The sequence below is a fragment of the Variovorax sp. Varisp53 genome (assembly GCF_059491555.1).
This window is the reverse complement of the sequence record NZ_CP168512.1, coordinates 2,006,947-2,033,386: the sequence shown is the minus strand read 5'-3', so window position 1 is coordinate 2,033,386 and position 26,440 is coordinate 2,006,947. Positions and strand designations below refer to the sequence as shown.

Here is a 26,440-nt window from a genome sequence, read left to right as displayed (position 1 = left end):
CAGAAGGCCTTCCTGCCAGGTCAGCCCAGAGTTGCGCCTTGGCTTGCACTGGGCACGTCACTGCCCGGCATGGCGTCGGGCAGCTCGTGCTGGGGTCCTCCGATTTCCGGCTGCAGCCGTTTTGCCGAATGAGACACATGCTCTTCGGACTTGCCGGACACATAGTCACGCCACACCAGCGGCAGGATGCCGCCGTGACGCCAGTAGTCCACGTCCTCTTCAGTGTCGAGACGGATGATGAGCGGGACGGTCGTGGTGGTTCCGTTGATGCGGCGCACGATGGCCTCAATGCGGCCGGAGACCTCGAGGTGCTGAGCGAGCGCTGGTACGTCGATGGTTTCGCTGCCGTCCAGGTTCAACGATTCCGCCGTGGTGCCTGGCTCAAACTGCAGCGGCAGCACGCCCATGCCCACCAGGTTGGTCCTGTGGATGCGCTCGAAGCTCTCGGCAATCACTGCCTTCACTCCAAGCAATGCAACGCCCTTCGCGGCCCAGTCGCGGGACGAGCCGCACCCATAGTTCCTGCCGGCGATAACAGCAAGTGGCACCTCGCGACGCAGATACTCTTTCGCCGCTTCGAAGACCCGCATCTGCTTGCCCTCAGGCATGAGCTTCGTCTCGCCCCCTTCGACGCCAGGAACGATGCGGTTGCGCAAGCGGATGTTTGCGAACGTAGCGCGTACGGCCACGTCATGATTTCCACGGCGCGTCGTGTAGTTGTTGAAATCGCGGCGTTCGACGCCCCTCGACAGGAGGAAGTCGGCGGCGGGCGTCCCGAGGCTGATGGCCCCGGAAGGAGAGATGTGGTCTGTCGTCACTGAATCACCGAGGATGACCAAAGGCCGCATTCCTGTGATGTCCTGAACGGGAGCAGCTTCGCGCGAGAGCCCTTCGAAATAAGGGGGCTGGAGGATGTAGGTGCTGGCGTCATTCCAAGGGAACCGCTCGCTTCGCTCGCCGGCCAGAGCATCCCATGGCTCGCCCCCTTCGAACAGGTCCGAGTATTTCTGGCGGAAGATTTCCGGCTCGTAGGCCCCGTCGACTGCCGCTGCGATCTCGGCTGAAGTGGGCCAGATGTTGCGCAAGTACACAGGTTGACCGTTGCTTCCGGTTCCGATGGGCTCCTTGGTCACATCGACCGACAAGGTGCCGGTAAGCGCATAGACCACCACCAGTGCCGGCGAACCGAGGTAGGCGGCCCGAACATTGGGATGGATGCGGCCCTCGAAGTTGCGGTTGCCGGAGAGCACTGCGGTACCGACCAGTTTTTCTGCTTCGATGGCCTCCACCAAGTGCTCCGGAAGTGGACCGGAGCCGCCATTGCAGGTCGTGCAGCCGAAGCCGGCAACATGGAAGCCGAGCGCATCAAGCGACTGCTGCAGCCCGGCTTTTTCAAGCACGGCGGCCGTCACATGGCTGCCTGGCACCAGAGATGTCTTCACCCACGGCTTTGCCTTGAGGCCCAGTGCCACAGCCTTCTTCGCGACGAGGCCTGCGGCCATCATGTTTACGGGGTTGGCTGTGTTCGTGCAGCTGGTGATGGCTGCAATGAGCACGTCGCCATCGTGCAGGGAGAACTGCTCGCCCTTCACGGGGGCGACATGCTCGGGGTCGAGGGGCCGACCGGCAATCTCCTGATAGTGCTTCACGAATGCGCTGGGCACTGTCTCCAGCGGCAGATGGTCCTCGGGGTTCCGGGGGCCGGCCAAGCACGGGCGAATTTCATCGAGGTCGATGGTCACGACGGCGTCGAAAACAGGTGCGGGCGTTTCGGCGCTGCGCCAGAGCTTTTGCGCCTTGGCGTAAGCCTCCACGAGTTCCACCTGCGCGTCCTCGCGCCCCGTCACGCGCAGATAGTCCATCGTGCGCTCGTCAATGGGAAAGTACACGGCAGTCGCTCCGTACTCCGGCGCCATGTTGGCAATCATCCCGCGGTCACCCAGGGACAGGGCCTCCAATCCGTTGCCGAAGAACTCGACGAACTTCCCGACAACTCCGAGTGCGCGCATGCGCTGCGTGATGGCGAGGACCAGGTCGGTGGGAAGAACGCCTTCACGCAGCTTGCCCTTGACCTCGATGCCGACCACTTCTGGAAGCGCCAGAGCGACGGGCTTGCCGACCATGACAGCTTCGGCTTCGATGCCGCCGACGCCCCAGCCCAACACACCGAGGCCGTTGATCATCGGCGTGTGGCTGTCCGTGCCGACGCAGGTGTCAGGAATCGCCAGTTCGCCCTGGCCGTCCTTTTCGGTCCAAACCACCTTGCCGATGTACTCGAGGTGTATCTGGTGCATGATGCCCTTGCCCGGGGGCACGATTCGTACACCTTCGAAGCTGCTGCTGCACCAACGTAGAAAGGCGAACCGCTCGGCATTGCGTTGGTATTCGCGCTCCAGGTTGACTTTGCGCGCAATCGGAGACGCCCAACTGTCCACCTGAAGCGAGTGGTCGATGATGACGTCGACCGGCACCCTGGGGCCAACTTGCGAGGCATCGCCGCCGGCCTCGGCTACTGCGTCGCGCATGCCGGCCATGTCGACCAACATCACTTGCCCAAGGATGTCCTGGCCATACACACGAGTCGGGTAGAAGCTCAAGCCGGCGCCAATCTTGCGACCGAGAAGCGCATCGATTTCGGCTTGGGTGTCCACGCCGCGCGTCGCAGCCTGACGCAGGAGGTTTTCCAGCAGGATACGGAACGAGAAAGGAAGCTGGTCCACGCCGGCCACGTCGGCGATGGAGACATAACGCACCGCCCGGTTTGCCACGGGAAGCTGCTTGATCTGGGGGGTGGCATTCATCTGCTTTTCCTTTGTTGGGGCGAGGGGCGGTGCTGAAGTATTCAAATCAGCCCGACGTTGGTCATGACGGTGCGAAGCCGGTTGTGCTCCTCGTCGACAAATTTGGAGAAGTCATCGCCGGTCATGACGCTGGGCGACCAGGCATTGGTCTTCAGCGCTTCTTGCCAGACCTTGGTCTTCGTCGCGGCAATGACGGCGTCGGTCAATTCCTTGCGCTGAGCGGGCGTCAGATTGGCGGCGCCGTAGACCCCGCGCCAGTTCCCGATCTCCATGTTGTAGCCAGCCTCTTTCAACGTCGGTGCATCCACCCCCGGGATACGGGTGGGCGAGCCCACCGCCAGTACGCGGAACTGACCCGACTCGATGTATTTGGCGAGCTCGGCGTAGCCCCCGCCGATGGCGGAAATGTGGCCACCGAGCGTTGCGGAGACCACCTCACCGCCACCGCCGAACGGGATGTAGTTCACCTTGGCGACGGGGACCCCTGCGGCGGCCGCAAGCTCAGCGGTACCGATGTGATCGACTGAACCCTTGGAGCCGCCGCCCCACTTCACCGAGCCGGGGTTCTTCTTGAAGTCCGCCATCAAGTCGGCAAAGGTCTTGTACGGCGAATCCTTGCGAACGGCGATGACGTTGTACTCGGTGAAGAGCCGCGCGATAGGCGTCGCGTTGGCCAGCGTGATTTGCGGCTTGTTCTGCACGATTCCCGTCACCATGATGGCGCCCATCACGCACAGCGCGTTCACGTCGCCCTTTGAACCGTTGGCGAACTGCGCCAAGCCCAGCGTACCGCCGGCGCCGTTCTTGTTGTCATACACGACGCTCTTCGCGACGCCGGCGTCCTGCAACGCTTTCCCGAGGGTTCGGGCAGTCTGGTCGTAGCCGCCGCCGGGCGAACCTGGCGCCATGAATCGAACAGTCTCCAAGGCTTGAGCCGACAGTACGGTAGCCAGCACGCTAGCCAACGCGGCGCGGCGCAGGATGGACTTGATGGTGCTCACGGAATGTCTCCTTCATTCGGGTTGTGGGGCAGGCGCAATTCCGACGGTTTGCCATTGTCGCCCATTTTGTATTTTCTAATCAATTTCAACAATCATAGTCGAGGGTAAACCCGGGCAGAAGGCAACGGGTTGTTGAGCGCGCGACGGCCACGCGCGAACGCAGCTGCGCCACCGGGGCCTGTCCGGCCTGGCGGTTTACGGGATTTCAGCCCTTAGGCTGCTTCGGAGAAGACGCTGGGGTCCAGCAGCTTGCCGCGCCGCGCACCGTTGAGGTGAGCCCGCATCAAGTTGGCGGCCTGCATGAAGTCCTGGCGTTCGATGGCGTCCAGGATCGCCAGGTGTTCGGACGCTTGGGTGTGTCGTGGGGTGCGCTTTGACGCCTGGCGGTACTCCACCAGCCGGCGCAGTTGGTTGATACGCCGGACCGACTGCAGGACGAACCGGTTGTGCCCCCACTCGGCAATCGTCTCGTGAAAATGGCTGTTCGCCTCGAACAGCTCAATGGGGGTCATCGTCTGGAACCCGCCGTCCACGATGCGCTGCTGCTCGCGGCGCAGTTGCTTCAGTTCCGAAGAGACGAACGCAAAGGATGGCCCCAGGATGGCCCCCGGCTCGATGGACTGCCGGAAAAGGTAGCTCTCTTCGTAGGCGTCCGGCGAATCAATCATGGACAGGAACCGCCAGCCGTGCCCCATGCTCTGCTCAATCCAGCCCTCCTCGGAAATCCGAGACAAGACTTTGCGGAGGGTGCTTCGGGCGACGCCATAGCGACGCATCAGGTCAGCCTCGGTCACCTCGTCGGCCAAGCGGTCGGACTGGCGGTCGTTGGCAATGCGCAGGTACAGGGGGTCGTCGGTCGCCAAAAGACTGGCCACCGACCCGTCCCAGTCTTTGGCATCGACGCTGAGAAAGAAGCCCCGATTGGCGTCCTGCTGGAGGACACCCAGTTGGGCCAGGTGACGAAGTGCCGCTTGGATCGGCGACCGTGAGGTGCCGATGTGCTGGGCTAACTGAATCTCAGGGAGATGGTCGCCGGAAACACGGTTGTCCCGGCGCACGAGTGCCACGATTTCCCTGGCGACGCGCTGCTGCAGGGAGGTCAGTTCCGGGGCCGAGGCCGCTTCATTCGCCGAAGACATTCCTTGTAGTCTAGGCCAGCGGACTCCTGAACATCGTGCCGATGGTCAATCAATCTTCATGCCGTATTGCTTGATGAGCCTGGACCAGCGGTCGCCTTCTCGCTGAATCAGCTCGCCAAATTCCTTGGGTCCGGCCGCGACCGGCTCGGTCATCCCAGCCAACAGCTTCTCGACGACCTCTTTCTCTTTGAGCGCTGCAGATGCGGCCACATGGATTCTCTGGATGACAGCGTCCGGCGTGCCCTTTGGAACAGTCAGCCCCATCCAGGACGAGAACTCATAGCCGCTGACACCGCTCTCGGCCACGGTGGGGACGTCCGGGAGCGCCTTCGAACGCTTCTTGCCGGTCACTGCCAGCGCCTTGAGCTTGCCTGCCTTGACGTGCGGCAGTGCCGCCAGCGGGAAAGCGACGACCGTGCTGATTTCACCCCCCAGCAACGCAACGATGGCCGGCGCGCCGCCTTTGTACGGCACATGGGTGATGTCGACCTTGGCCATCGACTTGAGCATCTCGCCCGCCAGATGGTTCGCGCTGCCGTTGCCTGCCGTGCCATACGTGAATTTCCCCGGTTCCTTCTTGGTCAACTCCAGGAATTCCTTCAAGTTGTTCGCCGGGACGGAGGGGTGCGCGACGACGACCAGGTCGATGGAAGTCAGCCAGGTCACCGGGGCAAAGCTGTCGACCTTGTAGCCCGTGCTGGGGTAGAGGTTCGGGTTCAGAGCCATGGTGCCCTGATTCACGAAGGTGACCGTGTAGCCGTCCGGTGCGGCCTTGGCGCCCAGGGCCGTCCCGATGTTTCCTCCTGCGCCGGCCCGGTTGTCAATGATGACTGCCTGGCCCAACACCTCTTGCATCTTCGTCTGGATGCTTCGGCAGACCACGTCGGCGTCGCCCCCGGCTGGCTGCGGAACGATGAGCGTGACGGGTTTGCTGGGGAACTTGTCCTGGGAAAAGCTAAGGCCGGCGAAGCCGAGGGGGAGGACGGCGGCGCCTGCCTGCAGCAGCGCGCGTCGAGAGAGATGGCTCATGGTTTTGTCTCCAAAGAGGTGGAAGGAAAGGCATCACTATTGTTGTTTTGTCTAAAATAATCATATAATGCAATCCGACGGCAGGTCAAACGATGGAGACGTATCCGCATTCCGATTCTTGCGATGTCGCCTTTCGGGCGTACGTCGGTTGTCGGACGACCGCACTTAGACGGGCGCGCGGACGAGGGCTCGAGGTCTTCGATGTTTCGAGCGCAGGGAAATGGACCCATCGGTGGACAGTTCCTGCGGGCCACAACCCCTCCTTTCTCCTCATCGACGAGGCACGGGGCGTGCTTCATTGCGTCCACGGGGACGGAAGCGAAGTCAGCAGCTTCAAAATCGACGTCGATGGCCGACTGTTCGGGCTCGGTACACGAGCCACGGGTGGTACGAATCCGGTGCATCTGGCACAGAGCGCCGGCAATCGCTGGATTCTGGTGGCGAACTACGCCACCGGTAGCGTCGCGAGCTTGTCGGTTGAGGAGAACGGTTCAATAGGACCGATGGCTCATCTTCTTGAGTTGCCGGCCAAAGCAGGCCCTCACAAGACCCAACAGCAGGGCGCGCATCCGCATCAGATCGTGCTCCACCCCTCCGGTCGCTGGCTCCTGGTCCCAGACAAAGGCGCCGACGCAGTCCACACCCTCGCACTCGACGAGGACACCGGTGCGCTGCAACTCATAGCAACGCTCGAAGTGGCGCCTGGCAGCGGTCCTCGCCATCTGGTGTTTCGGTCTGACGGCGCCGTGGCGTGGGTCGTACTGGAGCTATCGAGCCAAGTGCTGACGGCCCGATTCGACGCGGCTACCGGTCGGTTGGAGCCGGTGCGTCGCACGACGACGGTCCCCGACTCCTTCGTCGGCGAGAACACAGGAGCAGGCATCGTTCTCCCCCGCGACGAATGCCAACTGTTCGTCAGCAACCGCGGGCACGGCAGCGTGGTCTGCTACGAGGTTGACGCGACGGACGGGGCGCTGAGCTCGCCGACCTGGACCAGGGCTCTGGGCGCGGTGCCTCGCTTCATTACACCTCTTCCCGGCACCAACGCACTTTGCGTCGCAAACGAAGACGCCGATTCCATCGTCCGTGTCTCCGGCCCCTCCCAAGTCGAACCGCTGACCTCCACCGGAAGCCCCGTGTGCGTTGCGTTTACTCATTCATCGAAAGAAATTACCTCATGAGCAAGCAGATTGGCATTCGTGCAACCTATATGCGCGGCGGCACAAGCAAGGGCGTCTTCTTCACGCCGGATGACCTCCCGGCGCCCGCTCGCCAGCCTGGCGCGGCGCGCGACGCGCTGATGCTGCGCGTCACGGGAAGTCCCGACCCGTACGGCAAGCAAATCGACGGAATGGGCGGCGCGACCTCGAGCACGAGCAAGGTCGTCATCGTCGGCCCGAGCGCTCGCCCAGACTGCGATGTGGACTACCTGTTTGGCGCGGTTGCCATCGAATCGCCTGTCGTCGACTGGAGCGGCAACTGCGGCAACCTGACCTCTGCGGTCGGACCCTTCGCAATCGAGCGTGGCCTGGTTTCAGCACCAGAGAACGGCATCGCCATCGTGCGCATCTGGCAGGCCAACATCCAGAAGAAAATCATCGCGCACGTCCCCATGTGCGACGGCCAGGTCCAGGAGACCGGCGACTTCGAACTCGACGGAGTGACCTTCCCTGCGGCCGAAATCAAGCTCGAGTTCCTGGAACCCGGCGCGGACGAAGACGGCGAAGGCGGTGCGATGTTTCCCACCGGGAACATGATTGACAAGCTCGACGTGCTCGGAGTGGGCGTCGTCGAGGCCACCCTCATCAATGCAGGCAACCCGACCATCTTCGTCGACGCCGTCACCCTGGGCTTGAGCGGGTCGGAACTGCAGCCTCGCGTCAACACGGATGCCGAACTGCTGGCGAAGGCCGAAGCCATTCGCGCAAATGCGACCGTGGCCATGGGCCTGGCGGCCACGGCAGCCGAGGCCACTGAAAAGCGCCCACACACGCCGAAGCTGGCCTTCGTTGCACGGCCAACCGGATACACGGCATCCAGCGGCAAGGACGTGAGTTCTAGCGACATGGACCTGTGCGCCCGCATCTTCTCGATGGGCAAACTCCACCATGCCATGACCGGCACTGGAGCCGTCGCGATCGCAGTTGCCGCGGCAATCCCGGGCACCTTGGTGTCTCGCGTTCTCGGTGGCGGCCGCCGCGACGAAGTTCGATTCGGCCACCCCTCGGGCACGCTGAAGGTCGGCGCCGATGCCGCGGAGCAGGATGGGACCTGGGCAGTGACCAAGGCCCTCATGAGCCGTAGCGCGCGACGTCTGATGGACGGCCAGGTCTTCGTCAGCGCGGATTGGTCCCCAAAACAATGAGGTCTATCGGTGCACTACTCTGCGCATGACGTCGAAGCACTTGCTCCAACGGGAGTCCTCCGAGCAACCATCAATCTCGGCAATCCCATACTGGCCCGTCAAGACGCAGGCAATGAGCCCACCGGCGTCTCTGTGGACTTGGCTCGTGCGCTCGCTGCACGCCTGGAAGTTCCTCTCGAACTCCTGGTCTTCGATGGCGCGGGCAAAGCTGTCGATGCTGTAGCCAACGCGAGAGCCGACGTCGGGTTCTTTGCCATCGACCCATTGCGCTCCCAAGGAGTTCAGTTCACTGCGCCCTACGTTCTCATCGAGGGTTGCTATCTCGTCCGCAATGAATCATCGTTTCGGACGCATCAGGACGTCGAGCAACCGGGCGTAAGCGTCGTTGTCGGCAAAGGCAGCGCCTATGACCTGTACCTGACCCGTACCCTCCAGAAGGCGGAACTGATTCGAAGCCCGACGTCTCCTGGCGTCGTGGATATGTTCATCGAAGGAGGCCACGCTGTAGCGGCGGGCGTCAAGCAGCAGCTTGAATACGATGCACATCGCATCGAAGGCCTGCGCCTTCTGCCCGAGCGCTTCATGATCATTCAGCAAGCCATGGGCCTTCCCTCTGCGCGAGGCGCGCTGGCGGCATCGCTGCTTCATCAATTTGTCGAGAGCTGCAAGGCATCCGGGTTCGTACACGAAGCACTTCGACGGAATGGCATTGATGGAGCAACCGTCGCGCCGAAAGGCATTGAGTCAGCACCCACGTGACGGCTTGGCGCCCATTGCGGACTTTACGACCATGCAGGTAGTGGTCGCTCCGATACGCCAAGAGGAAGCTGTCTGACAGCAGCCTCGACCCCGAAACCGCTACTTGAGACCGACGGAAGTCTTCCAACTTCCGACTCGACCTCAAAAGATACGCAGCTGCGATTCCCTTCGCGGTGATTCCGCGCTTCATACGTCCGTACGCGAGTTCATTCGCGCTAGAGCCCCTCTGCACTCTCAATCATTCCGAAAATGAAATTCAGCCGCTCATTTTCAGAGGCAATCCGACGCGCGATTTCTTCATCTTGTGGGCCACACTAGGCACCCGATGGAGGTTCCCTCCAGCCAGTCCGGTTCGATTTAAGGATCGGCTCTTTCCTCGGACAAGCAGGCGCCGACGCGAGTCGCGTCTTGCCCGAACGTGGGAGTGAACTCCGCAACCTGATCGAGCTGCGAGCTGGCGATGCGACTCGACGCATGCAGTGCGGCAGCCATGTGCTGCCGTGCGGGCTCGCGTGCGCGTGCTGCATGGCGATATGTTGCTCGTGCCTGTCGAACATGCGCGGACAAGGCAGCGAGCGATGACATTCCGTGGCGTTGCCGCGCATCGGATGTGACAACGAATGTCAGTTCCTGTCGTTACACGTCGCTCGCGATGCGTGCAATGTATCCATCGGTTTTACCGATTTCATCGCATGGAGCAATCGGGACGCATGGCACGCAGCTTGCGGAATCACTTCATTACATATTCACGAGAAATGACACACGCCCTTCTCCGATTTCCACGCCTATGCTGTCGTGCGCCTCGCATCGCTCTGGCGAGTTGGTTCCAGCAGACATCGCTGACAACCTACGGACGTCCCGCAACGACATTGGACGCGCTGCGGAAGAACCGAAAGGCAATGCCCATGCGAGCCCAAACCAGCCATGAATCGAGCGCGTTCGTCGCCGGCGACCCCACCGCTCAACGAGCCCTGCAAGCGGCATGTCTGCTGCGAGAGGCACTCACGCTTCTCTGCTCCGACTCAACGATGCCGCTGGCGCAGACAATCAGGCGCGCCCCCGACAGGCTTCTGAGACTGCCTGAAGTCGAGCGCCTCACCGGCCTGCGCAGGTCAGCCATCTACGAACAAATGCGCAGGGGCATCTTTCCGCGGTCGGTGAAAGCCGGACAGCGCACCGCGGCATGGCCGGAGAGCGCGGTGCAATCGTGGATCGCGGAGCGCATGAACGGGCGCACGACCTGATTCAACAAGCCGGACCGAGCCGCCCGGACGGCGCGAACCTGCTCTTGGCAAGCGGTCAGGACAGCGCATCCTTCACGCCAGCGGACAGGCCCCTCCCGGCGACTCTCCTCCTCGCAGGGAACTGGTGCTGCCGACCTCAAGCAGGCCTTCATCTCGGCCCCCTGAACGTCAGCACTGCAGCGATTGCTGTCAGTCACAGGCTCGAACGCGCCGCCCGAAAGCTGTCGATCAACATTCGAGCTAAACCGATCGCCTACCTCTAGAAGGCGAGGTCGAAGGCCGGCCCGAGATATCACGGATTCGCCCCATGAGGCTAAACCTCATGGCATCGATCGGCACCGAATAGCGCGCGCATCCGCTCGGCTTTCACTACGGATGCGCCCGCAAGATCGATTACCGCCAGCCGCTGCCGGGCCCTGGAACAGCACACGTAGAAGACATTGCGAGAGCGCTTCGCGCGTCCCGGGTTCGTCGTCTCATCCGCACCGGACAGGTACTTGTCGAAGGAGTAGAAGTTCCAGGCGGCGCCGGCGTCGTCCAGCACCACCAGCACCGTATCGAACTCGTCACCCTTGACGCCATGCTTGGTGGAGAACGGCGTACTGGTCATGTAGAACCGGGCGAAGGCAGCGACCTGCTGATACGGGAGCCCGAAGAAGGCTGCGTACAGAGTTGCGTCCAGTTGCTCGCGCTCTTTGGCAGCGTCATCCATGACCGCAGTGAGGATGGGTTCCGCGTTTGCAAGCCTAACGGCCAGGTCATCAGGCAGCGGGAAAAGCTGCCGATCTCGGATCGTCTCAAGCACTTCACGAACCGTCCCAGCAGTGCGCTTGGCCAACAGGGTGTTGAGTGCCTCGCGTACATCAGACTTCGCCGCACGACTGGCCAGTCGGTGGCCTGCACCATGGAGCCGGCCCAGCGTCTCGCCAATCTGTCCCTTCTCCCAGGCCAGCGCCAGTGGTTCAACCTTGTCCAGGAAAAACGAGATCCGCCGGTCAGAGCCATCGGTCAGAGCATCCTTGGCAAAGGCCCCTCTATCCGTGAAGGCCTGAAGCAGGTCGGCAAAACCGGCTTTGCGAGCGATCAAGCGGTGGGTCAGATAGAGCTCGCGTGTGCCCGAGCCTGCCAACTCCCAGTTCAGGGTGTCCGCTAGCAGATCCCGCGCGCGCTGAAGGCCGGCTTCATCGGAGCCAGCCGCCACGCGGATGTATGCAACGTCACCTTGCGCATTGTTGTTCCCAGGAATCTGTGTAATGTCGGTCCGTATCTTGTTCAAGACATCCATGACGCGCAGAGAACAGCGACGGTTCTCGCGCTTGACGATGACCTCCAGCGGCGCTGCCAACTCAGCCGGCAGCTCGCCGATCCCTTTGTGCTCGCCGTGGTGATAGATATTCTGCATCTTGTCGCCGAAGAACCCGAGCACGAGTGAGCCGCCGGCCAGCGGCAACATCCGGCGTAGCAAGACGTCGATCACGGCTTCGCTGGTGTCCTGATACTCGTCAATGAAGATGAACGGGTAGCGGCTCGCCACAATGCGCGACAGCTTTTCGTAACGGGCGTAGGCGATGCGCGCGATTGACAGCAGGTCGTCGTGGTAGACCCGTCCTTCAAGGAACTTGGAACCCCGATCCGAGTACTTCACCTCGAGCCGTGCCGCGACCCTTGCTTCCAGCTCGACCTGATCAACCCGACGCGTGCTTCCGGCGGGGAGTGCCGCATTGAGATCGAGCAGAGCCTGCCGAAGGGCTTGCTGATGGGGCTGCAGGGTGCTCCAGAGAAAGTCGTGGATGGTCGACACACGAACCAAAGAGTTGCCCTGGATGCGCTCGATCACCTGGTCCTTTGCGACATTGGTGTAGGTGATGCAGGCGATCTGCTGCCTATCACGCCTGAGCCGGTCGGCGACAGGCGGCGCGCAGAGCTTCTTGATACCTTCGACGAGGGAGTAGGTCTTGCCCGCACCCGCGCCGGCGTCGAGAACGAAACTCCGGCCTTCGGCAAGAAATTCGGCGATGCGCTCATCCGCCGTCTTTTCGGCCACGACCGCGGCTACTGCTTCGCCAACCATTCGAGCCCCTCGCGGATATAGGCGGGCGTGGCCCAACCTTCGTTGGCCAGTAGATCAAGCGCAAAGTCGACCTTGGGCAGGCTGATGTTGTAGGCGTCGGTGGTCAGAGCTGCTGCATCGACATGAGTAAACGTTCCGCCGGTGCCCAAAAGCTTGGCCTTGTTGGCAATCAGCCAGGCCGCGTTCGCGTACACAAATGCCTCCTCGAAGCTGCGGCCACAGGGCTGGCCCGCCGCTTCAGGGACTTGATAGGCAACCCGAACCCTTCCCAAAGTCTTCTGCGCTTCGCCAGCGGCCATCAGCGTTGGCAAATCAGAACTTCCTGGCAGCCACTGAGACAGAGTTGCATTGCTGCTGGCGTGCCCATTGGCGACGAGCGCCTTCTTCTTGGACGTGCCGTCGATCGAGTCTAGGTCCGTGATCACGAGCGCCGGCAACTGCAGGAACTCGATCAACTTCCGGAAGAGGTGCGCATACGCGCCGCCTACCTCGACCGTGCAGACATAGGTTGACGTGAGCTTGTCGCGCAGCGCGACTTCCAGAGCCGCGATCAATCGGGGCAGCAGCATGCGTTCGACCTGCCCTTCGATGAACACGAGCTTGTCGGCGAAGAACATGTCGCACCGCGTCGTCGTCAGGTACTTCCGCAGGAACTCCATCGCGGCCTTCTCGGGGTCAGTCGTCGCGGAGGATTCGAAGGACAGCAGGTCCTTGATCTCGACCGTTCCCCTGTTTTTCCGGAAGTAGCGGATCGGCGAGAAACCGCAGTTGGCCGCCATGTGCGATGAATGGGTCGTCAGCAGCAGTTGCACGCCAGTCTCGCCCGCGGCGGGTGCGAGGAACTCGCTGACCTTCTGGACGAAGACCGCCTGCATCTGAGGATGCATGTGCACCTCTGGCTCCTCTACGACGACCAGGTGGACGCGCGGTCGATGCTCGGGGTCGGACTCGACGTCCTCACGGAAGGACTTCAGGCACAGGACAATGTAGATGAGGTTCTTGAACCCGAGGCCGTTATAACGCTCTGGAAGCTCGAAGGCTTGGTCAAGCGCGGCCGCGGCTCCCTCAGCCGGTGGCAGGGTTGCGCCGAACGCCGCGTAGTAGACGCGCGTGGTGTCCTTGAACAGGCCATCGGCGCTGAGTTCGGCGCGGACTGTCAGCTTAGGAGACTCAGGATGGCCGAATTTGGCCAAGCCCTTCATGAGGCCATTGAATGCCTTGACGTACTGGGGACCGAGGGCCGCCGACTGGTCTCGCAGAGTCTTCTCGAGTGCCTTGAAATCGCCGGGGGCGTCGACCTTGTAGCGGCGCTCGTAGTGAGCGTGCAGCAGCGTCGACAGGCGCGTGGCCTTGCTGCCTTCTTCGCGATCATCCATATGGCGTTGTGCGCTGACGACGTCGATACGGATCAGCTGCTGCAGGATGCCGCGGTCCGGCAGCCGCTCCGCCTGGCTACCGTCGGGGCTCAGTTTGAACTGGTCCAGTTTGTAGTGTTCATGCAGTGTGGACGCGAGATAGTCGATAAGCGACTGATCGTCGTCCCGGTCCTTCAAGTAGGCTTGCGCCAGCAGCTTGGGGTCAACGGCCGCGAACCGGATTTCGACCGTCACCGAGGTGGACGTGTCGTCCAGATCCATCAGGAGTTCGCCGGCGATGGCCAAATCTGGGCCCGTATCGTCGTAGTCGAACTTCAGGCGCAACGCCATGGCCGGCACGCCGGGCAAGGGAGGAGCCGCTGGCGGCGGACCCGTGGCAGCTTCCGGACCTGTCGACACCGCGGGTGTCAGGACATGCTGTTCAAACTTCTTGAAGACGTCGCGGCACCCCAGCGAGAAGTCGTTGATTGACAGCTGTTTAATCGGCCTTTGCAGGAAGGTCAGCATCGCCTCGATTGCCGAGGTCTTCCCACTGTTGTTGGGGCCAACGAGGATCGTGGTGATGCCCGCCGTATCCAGCCGCATGCGCGCGTCCAGCAGCAACCGGAAGTTCGTGATGGCGATTTCAGACAGCTTCATGTCCCATATCCCTTTCCGTTCCCAGGCGCCTTGGTCTTGATGTGGTTGCCAGAGGAGCGCACGTTTTTTGAGCCCGTGGCGATGGTAGACGAGATGTGAAACCAATCATCGTCACATTCGATGCTCGATGCCTCGCGCTCATCCCATGTTCATGGGAGAACGCTCGTAAACCCCTGCCCGATAACAGAAGCAGAGGTACACACTCCAGCGCTCATTGGAACGAGGAAACGTCATGAAGAAGGTTGCAATATTGATCGCGGCGCTTTGCATAGGCTGTGGAGCACTTGCGCACTCGGGAGGTACTGACAAGAACGGCTGTCATCGCGACCACAAAAATGGGGGCTCCCACTGCCACTAACGAGCCCCTAAGAACCAAAAGCTATCTCAATAGCAACACTCGATTTGAGATCTGGCTTTTCCAGCCTGAACCCGCTTCGCAGCGATAGCGGCGCTCCCTGTAGCAAGCACAGGCGACGGCACGCCGATGTTGCGCGGACATTGATGAACCTCTACTCCGTTGTCGGCGCCAAGTGTTGAGTAGGGCCCCGCGCCGGGCACGGCGATATGGCCCTACCTCTTCGATTGCAGCTACGATGCGCGCTGGAGACCACAGAAAAAATGGCCGCCCCGAATCACGTGCTTGATACCCTCCTCTTCGTCGACACGAACGTTCTGCTGGACTTTTATCGGATCAGGAAGTCTGATGTCAGCACGAGCTATCTTGAGCAACTGGAGATTTGTCGCGACCGCCTCATCATCGGTGCTCAAGTCGAGATGGAGTACAAGCGGAATCGGCAAAAGGTGTTGCTGGACTACATCAATTCTTCCTCCGCACCAGACTGGTCAAAACTGACCCCACCCGCTCTCATCGCAGACGCAAAGGCTGTTGAGATGATTGAGAAGTACCAGGGCCTGATCATGGAGAAGAGGAAGGTTGTGACGGAAAAGCTCAAGAAGGTTCTGAGCGATCCGACGCACCACGATCCTGTATACCGCACATTGCAGCGGCTCTTTCGTCGCCCGTCTCCGCTGAATCTAAACCGATCAAAGGACGTGCGCTTCGAGGTGCGCGAGCTTGCAGAAAAGCGCTTCATGCTCGGCTATCCACCTCGCAAGTCGAGCGATACCTCGATGGGTGACGCGATCAATTGGGAGTGGATCGTGCGTTGCGCGGCCGACACCGGCAAGCATGTGGTAATCGTCACCCGAGACACGGACTACGGCGTCATCCAAGGTGGTCAATCATTTCTGAACGACTGGCTACGCCAAGAGTTCAGGGAGCGCGTTGGCCGAACTCGCAAACTCATCCTGACGGATAAGCTCTCCGTTGGACTGAAGACAGTCCATGCGGCCGTGACGCAGGAGATGGAGGATGAGGAAGCGTTGCTTCTTGCGCAACAGGCTATTACCGCGGATGATTTTCCTGACAGTGATGGGCAGTGAGAACCTAGATCGTTCGCCGAGACGCATGCTCACCTCGCGGGGTTCTGGAACATCACTCAGGTGACGGCTCATGCCGAAAGCACAGCAGCAGTGGGGCTCTGGTTTGTTCACGCCGTTCTACGCTGACCTTGCGGATGGAGTCTGAGAGGAAGAACGCGCGGACGTTACCGTCATTGAAACCAGAGCCGCTGTCGACGATGGTAATGTCCCGAATAGCTGCGAGCGCTGTTTCCTCATTGCCGTCCAATGCCACTTGGCGCACCTCTCGCTCGAGATACGCGTCTAAGCGCCCGTCGTCGATGCCGCTGTCCTCGATGGCCTCGATAGCGTTCACTAGGCACTCGAAAACTGGAATGAGCGGCTGAGTGACAGGCGGTTGTAGATTGCGTATCCGTCCGACGATGTCCACCTGCATAGCTGTACCCCTCCCGATTTTGGGTCTCCCATGCCGTATGGCTCCTCATAGTAACTGGTTGTAGCTGAACCATGAATGCGAATGGCAGGTAGCAGCATTTGGGGTTCTTCTTCTCGCGATCAGCGAATGACGGCACACAGTCTTGACCGGCCGCAGGCCGACGCCGAATGACGGACCGTTCATGGCTGGGACTTCCCACTCGCTATAGCGCCAGTAAGCTGATGTTCGCTCCCTGAATCGGATTGACGAAGGGCCGCTTCCCGCAGCGGTGATGCGCGACACCCCGGCAAAGTACGGTCGGCGGCGGGCGCCGTACAGCAGATCAGAAAGGCCGTCCTAAGACCCGAAGGGGGCCGTTCTCATGCCGCTACTTGCAACTCAACCGGTGGAGAACTCGCCCTGGTAGCCAGCACATCCAGATAGTCCGCCCACCGCTGGAGCATCACGGTCCGCTGCTTGAGATACTGCGTACGGTTGTAGGCACGGCCATTGGCGTCCTTGACTGCGTGCGCCAACTGGGCTTCGATCACCAGCGGATCGATCTCCAGCGTTTCAGCCAGTAAGGTCCGGGCTGTTGCCCGGAAGCCATGAACCGTCTGCACGGTCGGGCCGTACCCCAAGGTCAGAAGCGCTGCACGCAGAGTGTTGTCCGAGATCGGTCGCTCATGACTGCGCTCGCCCGGAAAGACCAGCGTACTGTGGCCCGTAATGGGATGCAGCTTGCGCAGCAACTCCACCGCCTGCCTGGGCAGGGGTACCAAGTGCGGATCACCATGTTGCTTGCCATCGACGCGCCGCTTCATCCGCGCAGCGGGCACGGTCCAAAGCGCCCCGTCGAAATCGATCTCGGCCCAGGCCGCCGCTCGCAGTTCGTTCGGACGCTGAAAAAGCATGGGCGCCAGCTGAAGTGCCGTACGCACGATGGCTCCGCCTTGGTAGCCCCGAATGACGCGTATCAGCGTCCCCAGTTGGGCAGGATCGGTGATTGCCGCAAAGTGCCGCTTCTTGTGGGGCGTGAGTGCCCCCTTGAGATCCGCCGTGATATCGCGCGGCGCCCGCGCAGTCGCCACCGCATAGCGCCACACCGCGCGTGCCGTCATCAGCACGCGACCGGCCACGTCGAGAGCGCCACGCTCCTCGACACGGCGCAGGGCCGCCAACAACTCGATGGCCTCGATTTCGCTGATGCGACGAGTAGCGAAGTACGGAAACAGGTCCTTTTCCAGGTTGCGCTTCTCGCGTGTGGCGTAGTGGCCGCTCCAGCGCTCATGGTGCTTGTCGAACCACTCGAGCGCCGTCTCTCGAAAGGTATCGCCGGTGTTCACGGCCGCCTTGAGCTTGACCACCTGGCGCGCCTGTATGGGATTGATTCCGGAAGCCTTCTGGGCTTTGGCAGCATCACGGGCCTTCCTCGCCGCCGCAAGGCTTACGTCGGGATAGGAGCCCAAGGCGAATTTTTTCTCGACCCCCGCAATCCTGAACTTCCAGAACCATCGGCGAGATCCCGAGGCTGAGACCTCCAGATAGAGGCCGCCCGCGTCGGCGTAGCGTGCCTGCTTTCGGTCAGGCGGGCAGGAGGCATTGCGGCATGCGGCATCGGTCAACGGCACGGGGGTACATCCAGGGGGTGGGGGTACAAAACCGCCGCACCAGGGGGTTCAGGCGGTTTGTACCCCCTTTTGTACCCCCACTTGGCGCTGGCAGTCACCGGATTTCAGTGTATGCCTCCGGACCCGATTCGCCAATTTCCCCAATGAAAAAGGGCGTCCGGTGGATGAAACCGGACGCCCTTGGACGTTTTATTGGTCGGTGTGAAAGGATTCGAACCTTCGACCCCTTGCACCCCATGCAAGTGCGCTACCAGGCTGCGCCACACACCGAAGCTCTCGATTATAGCGGTTGAAATTCAGCGTCCGATGGTCAACAGCTCACGAATTTCAAAGAGTTCGCGCCGCAGGTGCAACAACTGCGACAGATCGACCGTCTGCGCAGCAGCGGGTGCAGCGGACTCCTGCACCACCGCAGCGTCGAATTCTTCCTGATCGATCTCGATCGCCTCCACGCCTTCAAGCGGCACCTCTCCTGCCTTGCGGCGGTCGCGCTCGCCCTGCACCAGTTCCTGCAGCTTGTTGCGCGCACCGCTGATCGTGAAGCCCTGGTCGTAGAGCAGATCGCGGATGCGGCGGATCATGAGCACCTCGTGGTGCTGGTAGTAGCGGCGGTTGCCGCGCCGCTTCATGGGCCGCAGCTGCGTGAACTCCTGCTCCCAATAGCGAAGCACGTGCGGCTTGACGCCGCACAATTCGCCGACCTCACCGATGGTGAAGTAGCGTTTGACGGGAATCGGTGGGAGCGTTTTCTCCATTGAAATCAAGACTGTGCGCGGGAAACCTTAGAGATTACTCCACCCAGGCGCACAGCACCAAGCACTATTCCGCGCCCAAGCTCCACTCGACTTCGGCTGCGCCGTTCTGGTCGATGCTTCCGTGAATCTGTTCCTTGAGCTTGGCGCTCGCATGGAACGTGGCCACGCGGCGCTCCCCGATCGGAATCGCCTCGCCGGTACGCGGATTGCGGCCGGGCCGGGGCGCCTTCACACGAATCTGGAAGTTGCCGAAGCCCGAGATCTTCACGTCCGTGCCCTCGATGAGGCTGTTGGCCACGAGTTCGAAGAACGCCTCGACCATGTCCTTGGACTCACGCTTGTTCAGGCCGATTTGCTCGAACAGCAGGTCGGCCAGATGCGCCTTGGTGAGCGCGGGCGTTTCGAGAGCCTCGAGCGTGAATTCGGCAGCGTTCATTCCCGTCATCCCCTCAAGCGGCCGCCGAGCGCGGCGCCCAATTGTTCGACGATTGCGCGGACCGCGGGTTCGACCTGCTCGTCCGTCAAGGTGGCGCCGTCGTTCTGGAAGGTCAGGCGAACCGCCATGCTCTTCTCGCCTTGCGCCAGTGCTCCGGGCGCGGCCACGGCACCATCGCGCAATGGCTGCGGACGATAGATGTCGAACAGCGTCACGTCGCGCAGCAGACCCTGTGCGGCCGTTGCCGTGCGAATGGCCTGCACCAGCGCATCGTGCGTGACGGCTTCGGCCACGACGACGGCGAGGTCGCGCTCCACGGCCTGGTGCTTCGGCACGGGCTGCGCAACCGGCACGGGGCGTGCAGTGACCGCGTCGAGGTCGAGTTCGAACAGCACCGGCGCCTGGGCGAAGTCCCACTTCTGGCGCCAGCGCGGATGCAGTTCACCGACGAAGCCGATGGCCTTGCCATCGACCAGCACTCGCGCCGAACGGCCCGGGTGCAGCGCAGGATGCTCTGCCACTTCGAAGACCGGCACGAGCGGTGCAAGCAGTGCCTCGACGTCGCCCTTGACGTCGTAGAAGTCGACGCGGTTCGGCTTGCCGTCCCAGCGCGCCTCGTCGGCATCACCCCAGGCGAGGCCCGCCACGCGCATCGGCTGATTCACGCCGCGCACGGTGCTGTCGGTGGTGACGACGCTGTCGTCGCGCATGAACACGCGGCCCAACTCGAACACACGCACGCGCGGCGCCTTGCGGTCGAGGTTGAACTTGAGCACCTGCAGCAGCGAGCCGAGCAGCGACGAGCGCATCACGCTCATCTGGCTGGCAATGGGGTTCAGCAGCTTGACCGGATTGGCATTGCCAGCAAGGTCCTGCTCCCAGTGCGCCTCGACGAAGCTGAAGTTGATCGTTTCCTGGTAGCCCAATGCGGCCACGCTGCGGCGCACCGCGAAGCGGCTGCGCTGCGCCTCGGGCCGCACGCGGGCGGTGATGGGTGCGAGCGGCGCGATGGTCGGCAGGTTGTTGAAGCCGATCAGGCGCGCGACCTCTTCGATCAGGTCTTCTTCGATCAGCAGGTCGAAGCGGTGCGGCGGCGGGGTCACGGTCAGCGTGCCTTCGCCTTCGGTGATCGCGAAGCCGAGGCGGTTCAGCGCATCGGTGCATTGCGCCTGCGTCAGCGGCATGCCGATCACGCGCGAGGCGCGCGCCACGCGCAGCGTGACGGGCACGGCCTCGGGCACGCGCAGCGTCTGGTCGTCCATCCTGCCAGCCTCGCCGCCGCAGATTTCAATGATCAGCTGCGTAATGCGCTCGATGATCTGCACCGTGCGGCTCGGATCGACACCGCGCTCATAGCGATGGCCTGCGTCGGTCGAGAAGTTGAAGCGGCGCGAACGGCCCTGCACGGCCTCGGGCCACCAGAACGCAGCCTCGACGTAGATGTTGCGCGTGTCGTCGGAAACCGATGTGGCGTCGCCGCCCATGATGCCGGCGAGCGATTCGACTTCGCGGTCATCGGCGATCACGCCGACCTTGTCGTCGACGGTGATGGTGTTGCCATTGAGCAGCTTGAGCTGTTCGCCCGCCTTGCCCCAGCGCACCGTGAGGCCGCCGTGGATCTTGTCGAGGTCGAAGATGTGGCTGGGCTGGCCGTACTCGAACATCACGTAGTTCGAGATGTCGACCAGCGGCGTCACGCTGCGTTGGCCGCAGCGCGCGAGGCGCTCGACCATCCACGCCGGCGTGGCGACCTTGGTATTCACGCCGCGCACGATGCGGCCGGAAAAACGACCGCACAGGTCAGGCGCCTCGACCTTGACTGGCAGCACATCGGCGAACGACGTGGCCACTGGCGCGATAGCCGGGGTCTTGAGCGGTGCACCGGTGAGCGCTGCAAGTTCGCGCGCAACGCCGTAAACGCTCAGGCCGTGCGCCAGATTGGGCGTGAGCTTGAGCGTGAGCAGCGCGTCGTCAAGCTTGAGTACATCGCGCACGTCGGCGCCGATGGGCGCATCGGTAGCGAGTTCGAGCAGGCCGCCGTGGTCTTCGCTCAGCTTCAATTCGCGCGCCGAGCACAGCATGCCCTGGCTCTCGACGCCGCGCAGTTTGCCGAGTTTGATAAGGAAGGGCTTGCCGTCTTCACCAGGCGGCAGTTCGGCACCGACCAGCGCGCACGGCACCTTGATGCCGACGCGCGCATTCGGCGCGCCGCACACGATGTTGAGCAAGGCGCCCTGCCCCGCGTCGACCTGGCACACGCGCAGGCGATCGGCGTTAGGGTGCTGCACCGCTTCCTTGATCTCGCCGACCACGATGCGCGTGAAAGGCGGCGCCACCGGTCGGCGCTCCTCGACCTCGAAGCCGCCCATGGTGAGCGTTTCGGCCAGTGCGGCGCTGTCGAGGGGCGGGTTGCAGAACTCGCGCAGCCAGGATTCCGGGAATTGCATCTCTTCGATCTCGATCTGGTTTTTTATCTATGGAGGGGGCTCACTGGAACTGCGAAAGAAAACGCAGGTCGCCGTCGAAGAAGAGGCGCAGGTCGTTCACGCCGTAGCGCAGCATGGTGAGCCGGTCAGGGCCCATGCCGAAGGCGAAGCCGATGTATCGCTCGGGGTCGAGCCCCATGTTGCGCACCACGTTCGGATGCACCTGGCCCGAGCCCGCCACCTCGAGCCAGCGGCCGGCCAGCGGGCCGCTCGCGAACTGGATGTCGATTTCGGCGCTGGGCTCGGTGAACGGGAAGAAGCTCGGTCGGAAGCGCAGCACGAGGTCGTCGCGCTCGAAGAAGGTGCGGCAGAAGTCGGTGAAGACGACCTTCAGGTCCTTGAAACTCACGTTCTCGCCGAGCCACAGGCCTTCGCACTGGTGGAACATGGGCGAGTGGGTGGCGTCGCTATCGACGCGATAGGTGCGGCCCGGCGCGATCACGCGGATCTCGGGCGCCTTCACGGTACCCGTGGTGTCGGCTGCAGCAGCGGCGAATTCGGCCGCGTACTTCTTGATGTGCTGATGCGCGTAGCGAACCTGCATCGGGCTGGTGTGCGGACGCAGGTTGTAGGGAATGCCGTCGTCGCCGTTCAGGTCGACGTAGAAGGTGTCCTGCATCGAACGTGCAGGATGATTCGGTGGGTTGTTGAGCGAGGTGAAGCTGTGCCAGTCGCTCTCGATTTCGGGGCCGTCGGCCACGTCGAAGCCCATGCTCGAGAAGATCTCCTCGATGCGCTCCAGGGTGCGGCTCACGGGATGCAGTCCGCCGGAAATACGGCGACGGCCAGGCAGGCTCACGTCGAGTGCTTCGGCGCGCAGTTGCAGCGAGAGTTCTTCGTCGGCCAGTTGCTGGCGGCGGTCGGTCAGCGCGGCCTCGATGGCCTGCTTGCCCACGTTGATCGCGGCGCCGCGGGACTTCTTCGCTTCGACACTCAGCGCGGCCATGCCCTTCATCAGCTCGGTGATGCGGCCCGACTTGCCGAGGAACTGGGCCTTGGCGTTCTCGAGCTCGGCGGGCGTCTTCGCTTCGGCAAAAGCGGCGCGGGCGGTGTCGACCAGGGAGTCCAACTCGTTCATAGCAACAAAAATCTTCGAGGGGAAATAAAAAAGAGCTGGAGCCTTTTCAAGCGCCAGCCCTTGAGCCGTGGGCGCAAGAAGCCGTCCGGAGACGGCAACCTGCTGTGCAAAATCAAGCAGCCAGCTTGGCCTTGACCTGCTCCACGATGCCGGCAAAAGCGGCCTTGTCGTGCACGGCGATGTCCGCAAGCATCTTGCGGTCGATCTCGATACCGGCCTTGCGGATGCCGTTGGCGAACTGGCTGTAGGTCAGGCCCAGTTCACGCGAGGCGGCGTTGATACGCGCGATCCACAGCTGACGGAACACGCGCTTCTTGGTACGGCGGTCACGGTAGGCGTATTGGCCTGCCTTCATCACCGCCTGTTTGGCGACGCGGAAGACATTGCCGCGGCGACCGCGGAAACCCTTGGCGAGTGCGAGAACTTTCTTGTGGCGGGCGCGAGCCGTTACACCACGTTTGACGCGAGGCATGTGTGTACTCCTTGTTCGTCTGAGTTAAATGCCACGGCCGGGCAGCATGGCGGCGACAGAAACCATGTTGGTCTCATGCACTGCGACTGCACCACGGAGGTGACGCTTGTTCTTGGTGGTCTTCTTCGTCAAGATGTGACGCTTGAAGGCTTGACCGCGCTTGACGGTGCCACCGGGACGAACGCGGAAACGTTTTTTCGCGCTGCTCTTGGTCTTCATTTTGGGCATGTGAATGCTCCTTTAGTTTGTGCTCGTGAGGCGCCATGGATGCTCCACGGACTTGTTGGCCCCGAGACACTTCTTTATCTCGCCCCTGCCCGCTCTTCTTTCAAAGTGCTGGCAACGGCGAAATCCCTTCAAAACCCTGACTGCTGCAAACGCCTCAGGCGGTTGCAGCCGGCGCCGTTGCCGGCGCAGCGTCTGCTGCCGGCTTGGGAGCCCCGCCGCCAGCCTTCTTGCGGCCCGGCGCGATCATCATGATCATCTGGCGGCCTTCGAGCTTCGGGAACTGCTCGACCATGATCAGGTCGCCCAGTTCGTCGCGAATGCGCTGCAGCAATGCCAGACCCAGCTCCTGGTGCGTGATCTCGCGGCCACGGAAGCGCAGCGTGATCTTGCATTTGTCGCCGTCCTCAAGAAAGCGCTTGATGTTGCGCATCTTGATGTTGTAGTCGCCATCGTCGGTACCGGGCCGGAACTTGATTTCCTTGACCTCGATGACCTTCTGCTTCGACTTCGCCTCGGCCGCCTTCTTCTGCTCGTGGTACTTGAACTTGCCGTACTCGATCAGGCGACATACCGGCGGGTTGGCCGCCGCGACGACCTCCACCAGATCCACATCGGCCTCGCCAGCAAGGCGCAAGGCCTCCGAGAGACTCATAACACCCAATGGCTCGTTTTCCGGGCCTACAAGGCGGACTTCCGGGGCCATGATTTCCCGGTTCAGGCGGTGTTGGCGTTCCTCGCGGTGGCGGCGGTCGCGAAATGCAGTAGCGATGGTCAGGATCCTTCAAAAATTGCTACAAAATCTGTAGCGAACGCCGGTCAGTCCTCGCGGACAAGCGGCACGATTTGGCTGGGAAACATATGGGGTGTTTCAGAGGCAAATCAACGCTTGTCGGCAACATCCTGGACGAGCCGTTGCACGAACGATTCGAGGGACATTGCTCCGAGGTCTTGATTGCCCCGGGCGCGCACTGCGACGGCACCTGCTTCCTTTTCCTTGTCACCCACGACGAGGATGTAAGGGAGCTTTTGCAACGAATGCTTCCGTATTTTATACGTAATCTTCTCGTTGTGCAGATCCAGCTGGACCCTAAGCCCTTGATTCTGCAGCGTTTTCGCCACTGAAGCCGCGTAGTCGGCCTGCCCTTCGCTGATGTTGAGCACCGCCACCTGCACCGGAGCGAGCCATGCGGGCAGTGCGCCGGCATGGTGTTCGATCAGCATGCCGATGAAGCGCTCGAGGCTGCCGACGATGGCGCGATGCAGCATCACGGGGTGTGCGCGGCCGCTCGATTCCGTCACGTACTCGCCGCCCAGACGCTCGGCCGTATTGAAGTCGACCTGCATCGTGCCGCACTGCCACTGGCGGCCCAGCGCGTCCTTCAGCGTGTATTCGATCTTCGGGCCGTAGAAGGCACCATCGCCCGGCGAGATGATGAAGTCGACGCCCGAACGGCGCAGCGCCTCCATCACCGCATGCTCGGCCTTGTCCCACAGCTCGTCGGAGCCCACGCGGTTGTCGGGCCGCGTCGCGACCTTGTAGAGGATGTCCGTGAAGCCGAAGTCGGCATAGACCTTCTGCAGCTGCTCCGTGTACGCGATGCACTCGTCGAGGATCTGGTCTTCCGTGCAGAAGATGTGGCCGTCGTCCTGCGTGAAGCCGCGCACGCGCATGATGCCGTGCAGCGCGCCGCTGGGTTCGTTGCGGTGGCACTGGCCGAACTCGCCGTAGCGCAGCGGCAGGTCGCGGTAGCTGCGCAGGTCGCTCTTGAAGATCAGCACGTGGCCCGGGCAGTTCATCGGCTTCAACGCGTATTCGCGCTTCTCCGATTCCGTCGTGAACATGTTGTCGCGGTAGTTCTGCCAGTGACCCGTTTTCTCCCACAGGCTCTTGTCGAGGATCTGCGGGCCCTTCACTTCCCAGTAGCCCGTGTCGCGGTAGATGCCGCGCATGTACTGCTCGACCTGCTGCCACACGGCCCAGCCCTTGGGATGCCAGAACACCACGCCCGGCGCCACTTCGTCGATGTGGAACAGGTCGAGTTCCTTGCCGAGCTTGCGGTGGTCGCGCTTCTCGGCTTCCTCGATGCGCTGGATGTACTGATCGAGCTGCTTCTTGTCGGCCCAGGCTGTGCCGTAGATGCGCTGCAGCTGCTCATTCTTGGCGTCACCGCGCCAGTAGGCGCCGGCCAGCTTCGTGAGCTTGAAGACCTTCAGGAAGCGCGTGTTCGGCACGTGCGGGCCACGGCACATGTCGACGTATTCCTGGTGGTAATACAGGCCCATGGCCTGCTCGTCGGGCATGTCCTCGACGAGGCGCAGCTTGTAGTCCTCGCCGCGCGACTTGAAGACCTCGATGACTTCGGCGCGCGGCGTCATCTTCTTGACCACGTCGTAGTCCTGCGCGATCAGCTCGCGCATGCGCGCCTCGATGGTAGCCATGTCCTCGGGCGTGAAGGGGCGCTCGTAGGAGATGTCGTAGTAGAAGCCTTCGTCGATCACGGGCCCGATCACCATCTTGGCCGTCGGGTAGAGCTGCTTCACCGCATGGCCGACCAGGTGGGCCGTCGAGTGGCGGATGATTTCCAGGCCCTCGTCGTCCTTGGGCGTGATGATCTGCAGCCTGGCGTCGTGGTCGATGACGTCGCTGGCATCGACGAGCCGGCCGTCGATCTTGCCGGCCACCGTCATCTTGGCGAGCCCGGGGCCGATGGACTGGGCGACTTCGGCCACCGAAACCGGGCCGGGGAACTCGCGGCGCGAGTTGTCGGGAAGCGTGATCTGGATCATGTGGAAACCTCGGGAGAAAAACAAAAAAAGCGCGGTGGATGCCGCGCTTTGCCTGGTTGAAGAGCTGGCAGAAACCAGCGAGCGCGGGGCTACCGGCCTTTTCCTTCGAAGAAGAAAAAGCCGCTGAATCCTTGCGGAGTAGTTCGCGGTGTCATAACCAAGGTGCCTTTCTCGCTCTTGTTGAGTGCAGAGGCGGCGATTCTAACTTCTGCCCGTTCAATCCGCGGCCGCGGCGTCGTGGAGCCCCGGCGCCTCGTCGGGTTGCCCACAAAAAAGCCCGGCACGCGGCCGGGCTCGAGAGTGACA

Annotated in this window: 22 protein-coding genes and 1 tRNA gene; 6 read left to right on the top strand and 17 right to left on the bottom strand. The window is 62.2% G+C overall.

Annotated features, from left to right (window positions below; genetic code table 11):
- Window positions 1-20 precede the first annotated feature (20 nt).
- The 4 genes from acnA to ACEOAB_RS09365 all read right to left on the bottom strand — a co-directional run bounded on the left by acnA (window position 21) and on the right by ACEOAB_RS09365 (window position 5,970).
- Entirely contained in the window at window positions 21-2,801 is a 2,781-nt protein-coding gene (acnA, locus tag ACEOAB_RS09380; RefSeq protein ID WP_495653637.1) for an aconitate hydratase AcnA, read from the bottom strand.
- 41 nt (window positions 2,802-2,842) lie between these two features.
- Window positions 2,843-3,802, bottom strand: coding sequence for a Bug family tripartite tricarboxylate transporter substrate binding protein (locus tag ACEOAB_RS09375; RefSeq protein WP_495653636.1), 960 nt, complete (start codon window positions 3,800-3,802; stop codon window positions 2,843-2,845).
- A 212-nt stretch (window positions 3,803-4,014) separates the two neighbouring features.
- Window positions 4,015-4,941 carry a GntR family transcriptional regulator gene (locus ACEOAB_RS09370; protein WP_309928723.1) on the bottom strand — a complete coding sequence of 309 codons (927 nt, stop codon included), beginning with the start codon at window positions 4,939-4,941 and terminating at the stop codon, window positions 4,015-4,017.
- A 45-nt stretch (window positions 4,942-4,986) separates the two neighbouring features.
- Window positions 4,987-5,970 (bottom strand): Bug family tripartite tricarboxylate transporter substrate binding protein, encoded by a 984-nt coding sequence (locus tag ACEOAB_RS09365; protein WP_309928722.1) that lies wholly within the window; start codon window positions 5,968-5,970, stop codon window positions 4,987-4,989.
- A 92-nt stretch (window positions 5,971-6,062) separates the two neighbouring features.
- On the opposite strand from ACEOAB_RS09365, the gene ACEOAB_RS09360 reads away from it, so the two are divergent.
- The 4 genes from ACEOAB_RS09360 (at window position 6,063) to ACEOAB_RS09345 (ending at window position 10,338) form a co-directional block, all read left to right on the top strand.
- Window positions 6,063-7,151, top strand: coding sequence for a lactonase family protein (locus ACEOAB_RS09360; RefSeq protein WP_495653635.1), 1,089 nt, complete (start codon window positions 6,063-6,065; stop codon window positions 7,149-7,151).
- Window positions 7,148-8,335, top strand: a complete 1,188-nt coding sequence (prpF, locus tag ACEOAB_RS09355) for a 2-methylaconitate cis-trans isomerase PrpF (protein ID WP_495653634.1) — start codon at window positions 7,148-7,150, stop codon at window positions 8,333-8,335. The genes ACEOAB_RS09360 and prpF overlap by 4 nt, the downstream gene beginning before the upstream one ends.
- A 9-nt stretch (window positions 8,336-8,344) precedes the next feature.
- Complete coding sequence (locus tag ACEOAB_RS09350) at window positions 8,345-9,094, top strand: transporter substrate-binding domain-containing protein (protein WP_495653633.1); 750 nt, start codon at window positions 8,345-8,347, stop codon at window positions 9,092-9,094.
- A 905-nt stretch (window positions 9,095-9,999) separates the two neighbouring features.
- Entirely contained in the window at window positions 10,000-10,338 is a 339-nt protein-coding gene (locus ACEOAB_RS09345) for a helix-turn-helix transcriptional regulator (protein WP_495653632.1), read from the top strand.
- 313 nt (window positions 10,339-10,651) lie between these two features.
- Here ACEOAB_RS09345 and ACEOAB_RS09340 read toward each other — a convergent pair whose 3' ends face one another.
- Window positions 10,652-12,409 carry a UvrD-helicase domain-containing protein gene (locus ACEOAB_RS09340; RefSeq protein ID WP_495653631.1) on the bottom strand — a complete coding sequence of 586 codons (1,758 nt, stop codon included), beginning with the start codon at window positions 12,407-12,409 and terminating at the stop codon, window positions 10,652-10,654.
- Complete coding sequence (locus ACEOAB_RS09335; protein WP_495653630.1) at window positions 12,391-14,424, bottom strand: ATP-dependent nuclease; 2,034 nt, start codon at window positions 14,422-14,424, stop codon at window positions 12,391-12,393. The genes ACEOAB_RS09340 and ACEOAB_RS09335 overlap by 19 nt, the downstream gene beginning before the upstream one ends.
- A 232-nt stretch (window positions 14,425-14,656) precedes the next feature.
- Between ACEOAB_RS09335 and ACEOAB_RS09330 the strand changes: the two genes are divergently transcribed.
- Window positions 14,657-14,782 (top strand): YHYH domain-containing protein, encoded by a 126-nt coding sequence (locus ACEOAB_RS09330; protein ID WP_495653629.1) that lies wholly within the window; start codon window positions 14,657-14,659, stop codon window positions 14,780-14,782.
- A 260-nt stretch (window positions 14,783-15,042) separates the two neighbouring features.
- A complete protein-coding gene (locus ACEOAB_RS09325) occupies window positions 15,043-15,867 on the top strand; it encodes a PIN domain-containing protein (protein WP_495653628.1) in 825 nt (274 codons plus the stop codon).
- Window positions 15,868-15,919: 52 nt separating this feature from the next.
- Here ACEOAB_RS09325 and ACEOAB_RS09320 read toward each other — a convergent pair whose 3' ends face one another.
- The 11 genes from ACEOAB_RS09320 to thrS form a co-directional block, all read right to left on the bottom strand.
- Window positions 15,920-16,282 carry a hypothetical protein gene (locus tag ACEOAB_RS09320; RefSeq protein ID WP_495653627.1) on the bottom strand — a complete coding sequence of 121 codons (363 nt, stop codon included), beginning with the start codon at window positions 16,280-16,282 and terminating at the stop codon, window positions 15,920-15,922.
- A 359-nt stretch (window positions 16,283-16,641) separates the two neighbouring features.
- Window positions 16,642-17,892, bottom strand: a complete 1,251-nt coding sequence (locus ACEOAB_RS09315) for a tyrosine-type recombinase/integrase (protein WP_495653626.1) — start codon at window positions 17,890-17,892, stop codon at window positions 16,642-16,644.
- A gap of 193 nt (window positions 17,893-18,085) precedes the next feature.
- Window positions 18,086-18,162 (bottom strand) — tRNA-Pro (locus tag ACEOAB_RS09310).
- Window positions 18,163-18,188: 26 nt separating this feature from the next.
- Window positions 18,189-18,647, bottom strand: coding sequence for a MerR family transcriptional regulator (locus tag ACEOAB_RS09305; RefSeq protein WP_007832504.1), 459 nt, complete (start codon window positions 18,645-18,647; stop codon window positions 18,189-18,191).
- Between the two features lie 64 nt (window positions 18,648-18,711).
- Window positions 18,712-19,083 (bottom strand): integration host factor subunit alpha, encoded by a 372-nt coding sequence (locus ACEOAB_RS09300; RefSeq protein ID WP_042673257.1) that lies wholly within the window; start codon window positions 19,081-19,083, stop codon window positions 18,712-18,714.
- A 5-nt stretch (window positions 19,084-19,088) separates the two neighbouring features.
- Window positions 19,089-21,530, bottom strand: a complete 2,442-nt coding sequence (pheT, locus tag ACEOAB_RS09295) for a phenylalanine--tRNA ligase subunit beta (protein ID WP_056596136.1) — start codon at window positions 21,528-21,530, stop codon at window positions 19,089-19,091.
- A gap of 40 nt (window positions 21,531-21,570) precedes the next feature.
- Window positions 21,571-22,647 (bottom strand): phenylalanine--tRNA ligase subunit alpha, encoded by a 1,077-nt coding sequence (pheS, locus tag ACEOAB_RS09290; RefSeq protein WP_413748379.1) that lies wholly within the window; start codon window positions 22,645-22,647, stop codon window positions 21,571-21,573.
- Window positions 22,648-22,759: 112 nt separating this feature from the next.
- Window positions 22,760-23,119, bottom strand: a complete 360-nt coding sequence (gene rplT, locus ACEOAB_RS09285; protein WP_007832499.1) for a 50S ribosomal protein L20 — start codon at window positions 23,117-23,119, stop codon at window positions 22,760-22,762.
- A 24-nt stretch (window positions 23,120-23,143) separates the two neighbouring features.
- Window positions 23,144-23,347, bottom strand: a complete 204-nt coding sequence (gene rpmI, locus ACEOAB_RS09280) for a 50S ribosomal protein L35 (RefSeq protein WP_007832497.1) — start codon at window positions 23,345-23,347, stop codon at window positions 23,144-23,146.
- 154 nt (window positions 23,348-23,501) lie between these two features.
- Entirely contained in the window at window positions 23,502-24,125 is a 624-nt protein-coding gene (gene infC / locus ACEOAB_RS09275; RefSeq protein ID WP_082519464.1) for a translation initiation factor IF-3, read from the bottom strand.
- Window positions 24,126-24,226: 101 nt separating this feature from the next.
- Window positions 24,227-26,134, bottom strand: coding sequence for a threonine--tRNA ligase (gene thrS / locus ACEOAB_RS09270; protein WP_413748378.1), 1,908 nt, complete (start codon window positions 26,132-26,134; stop codon window positions 24,227-24,229).
- Window positions 26,135-26,440: the final 306 nt, after the last annotated feature.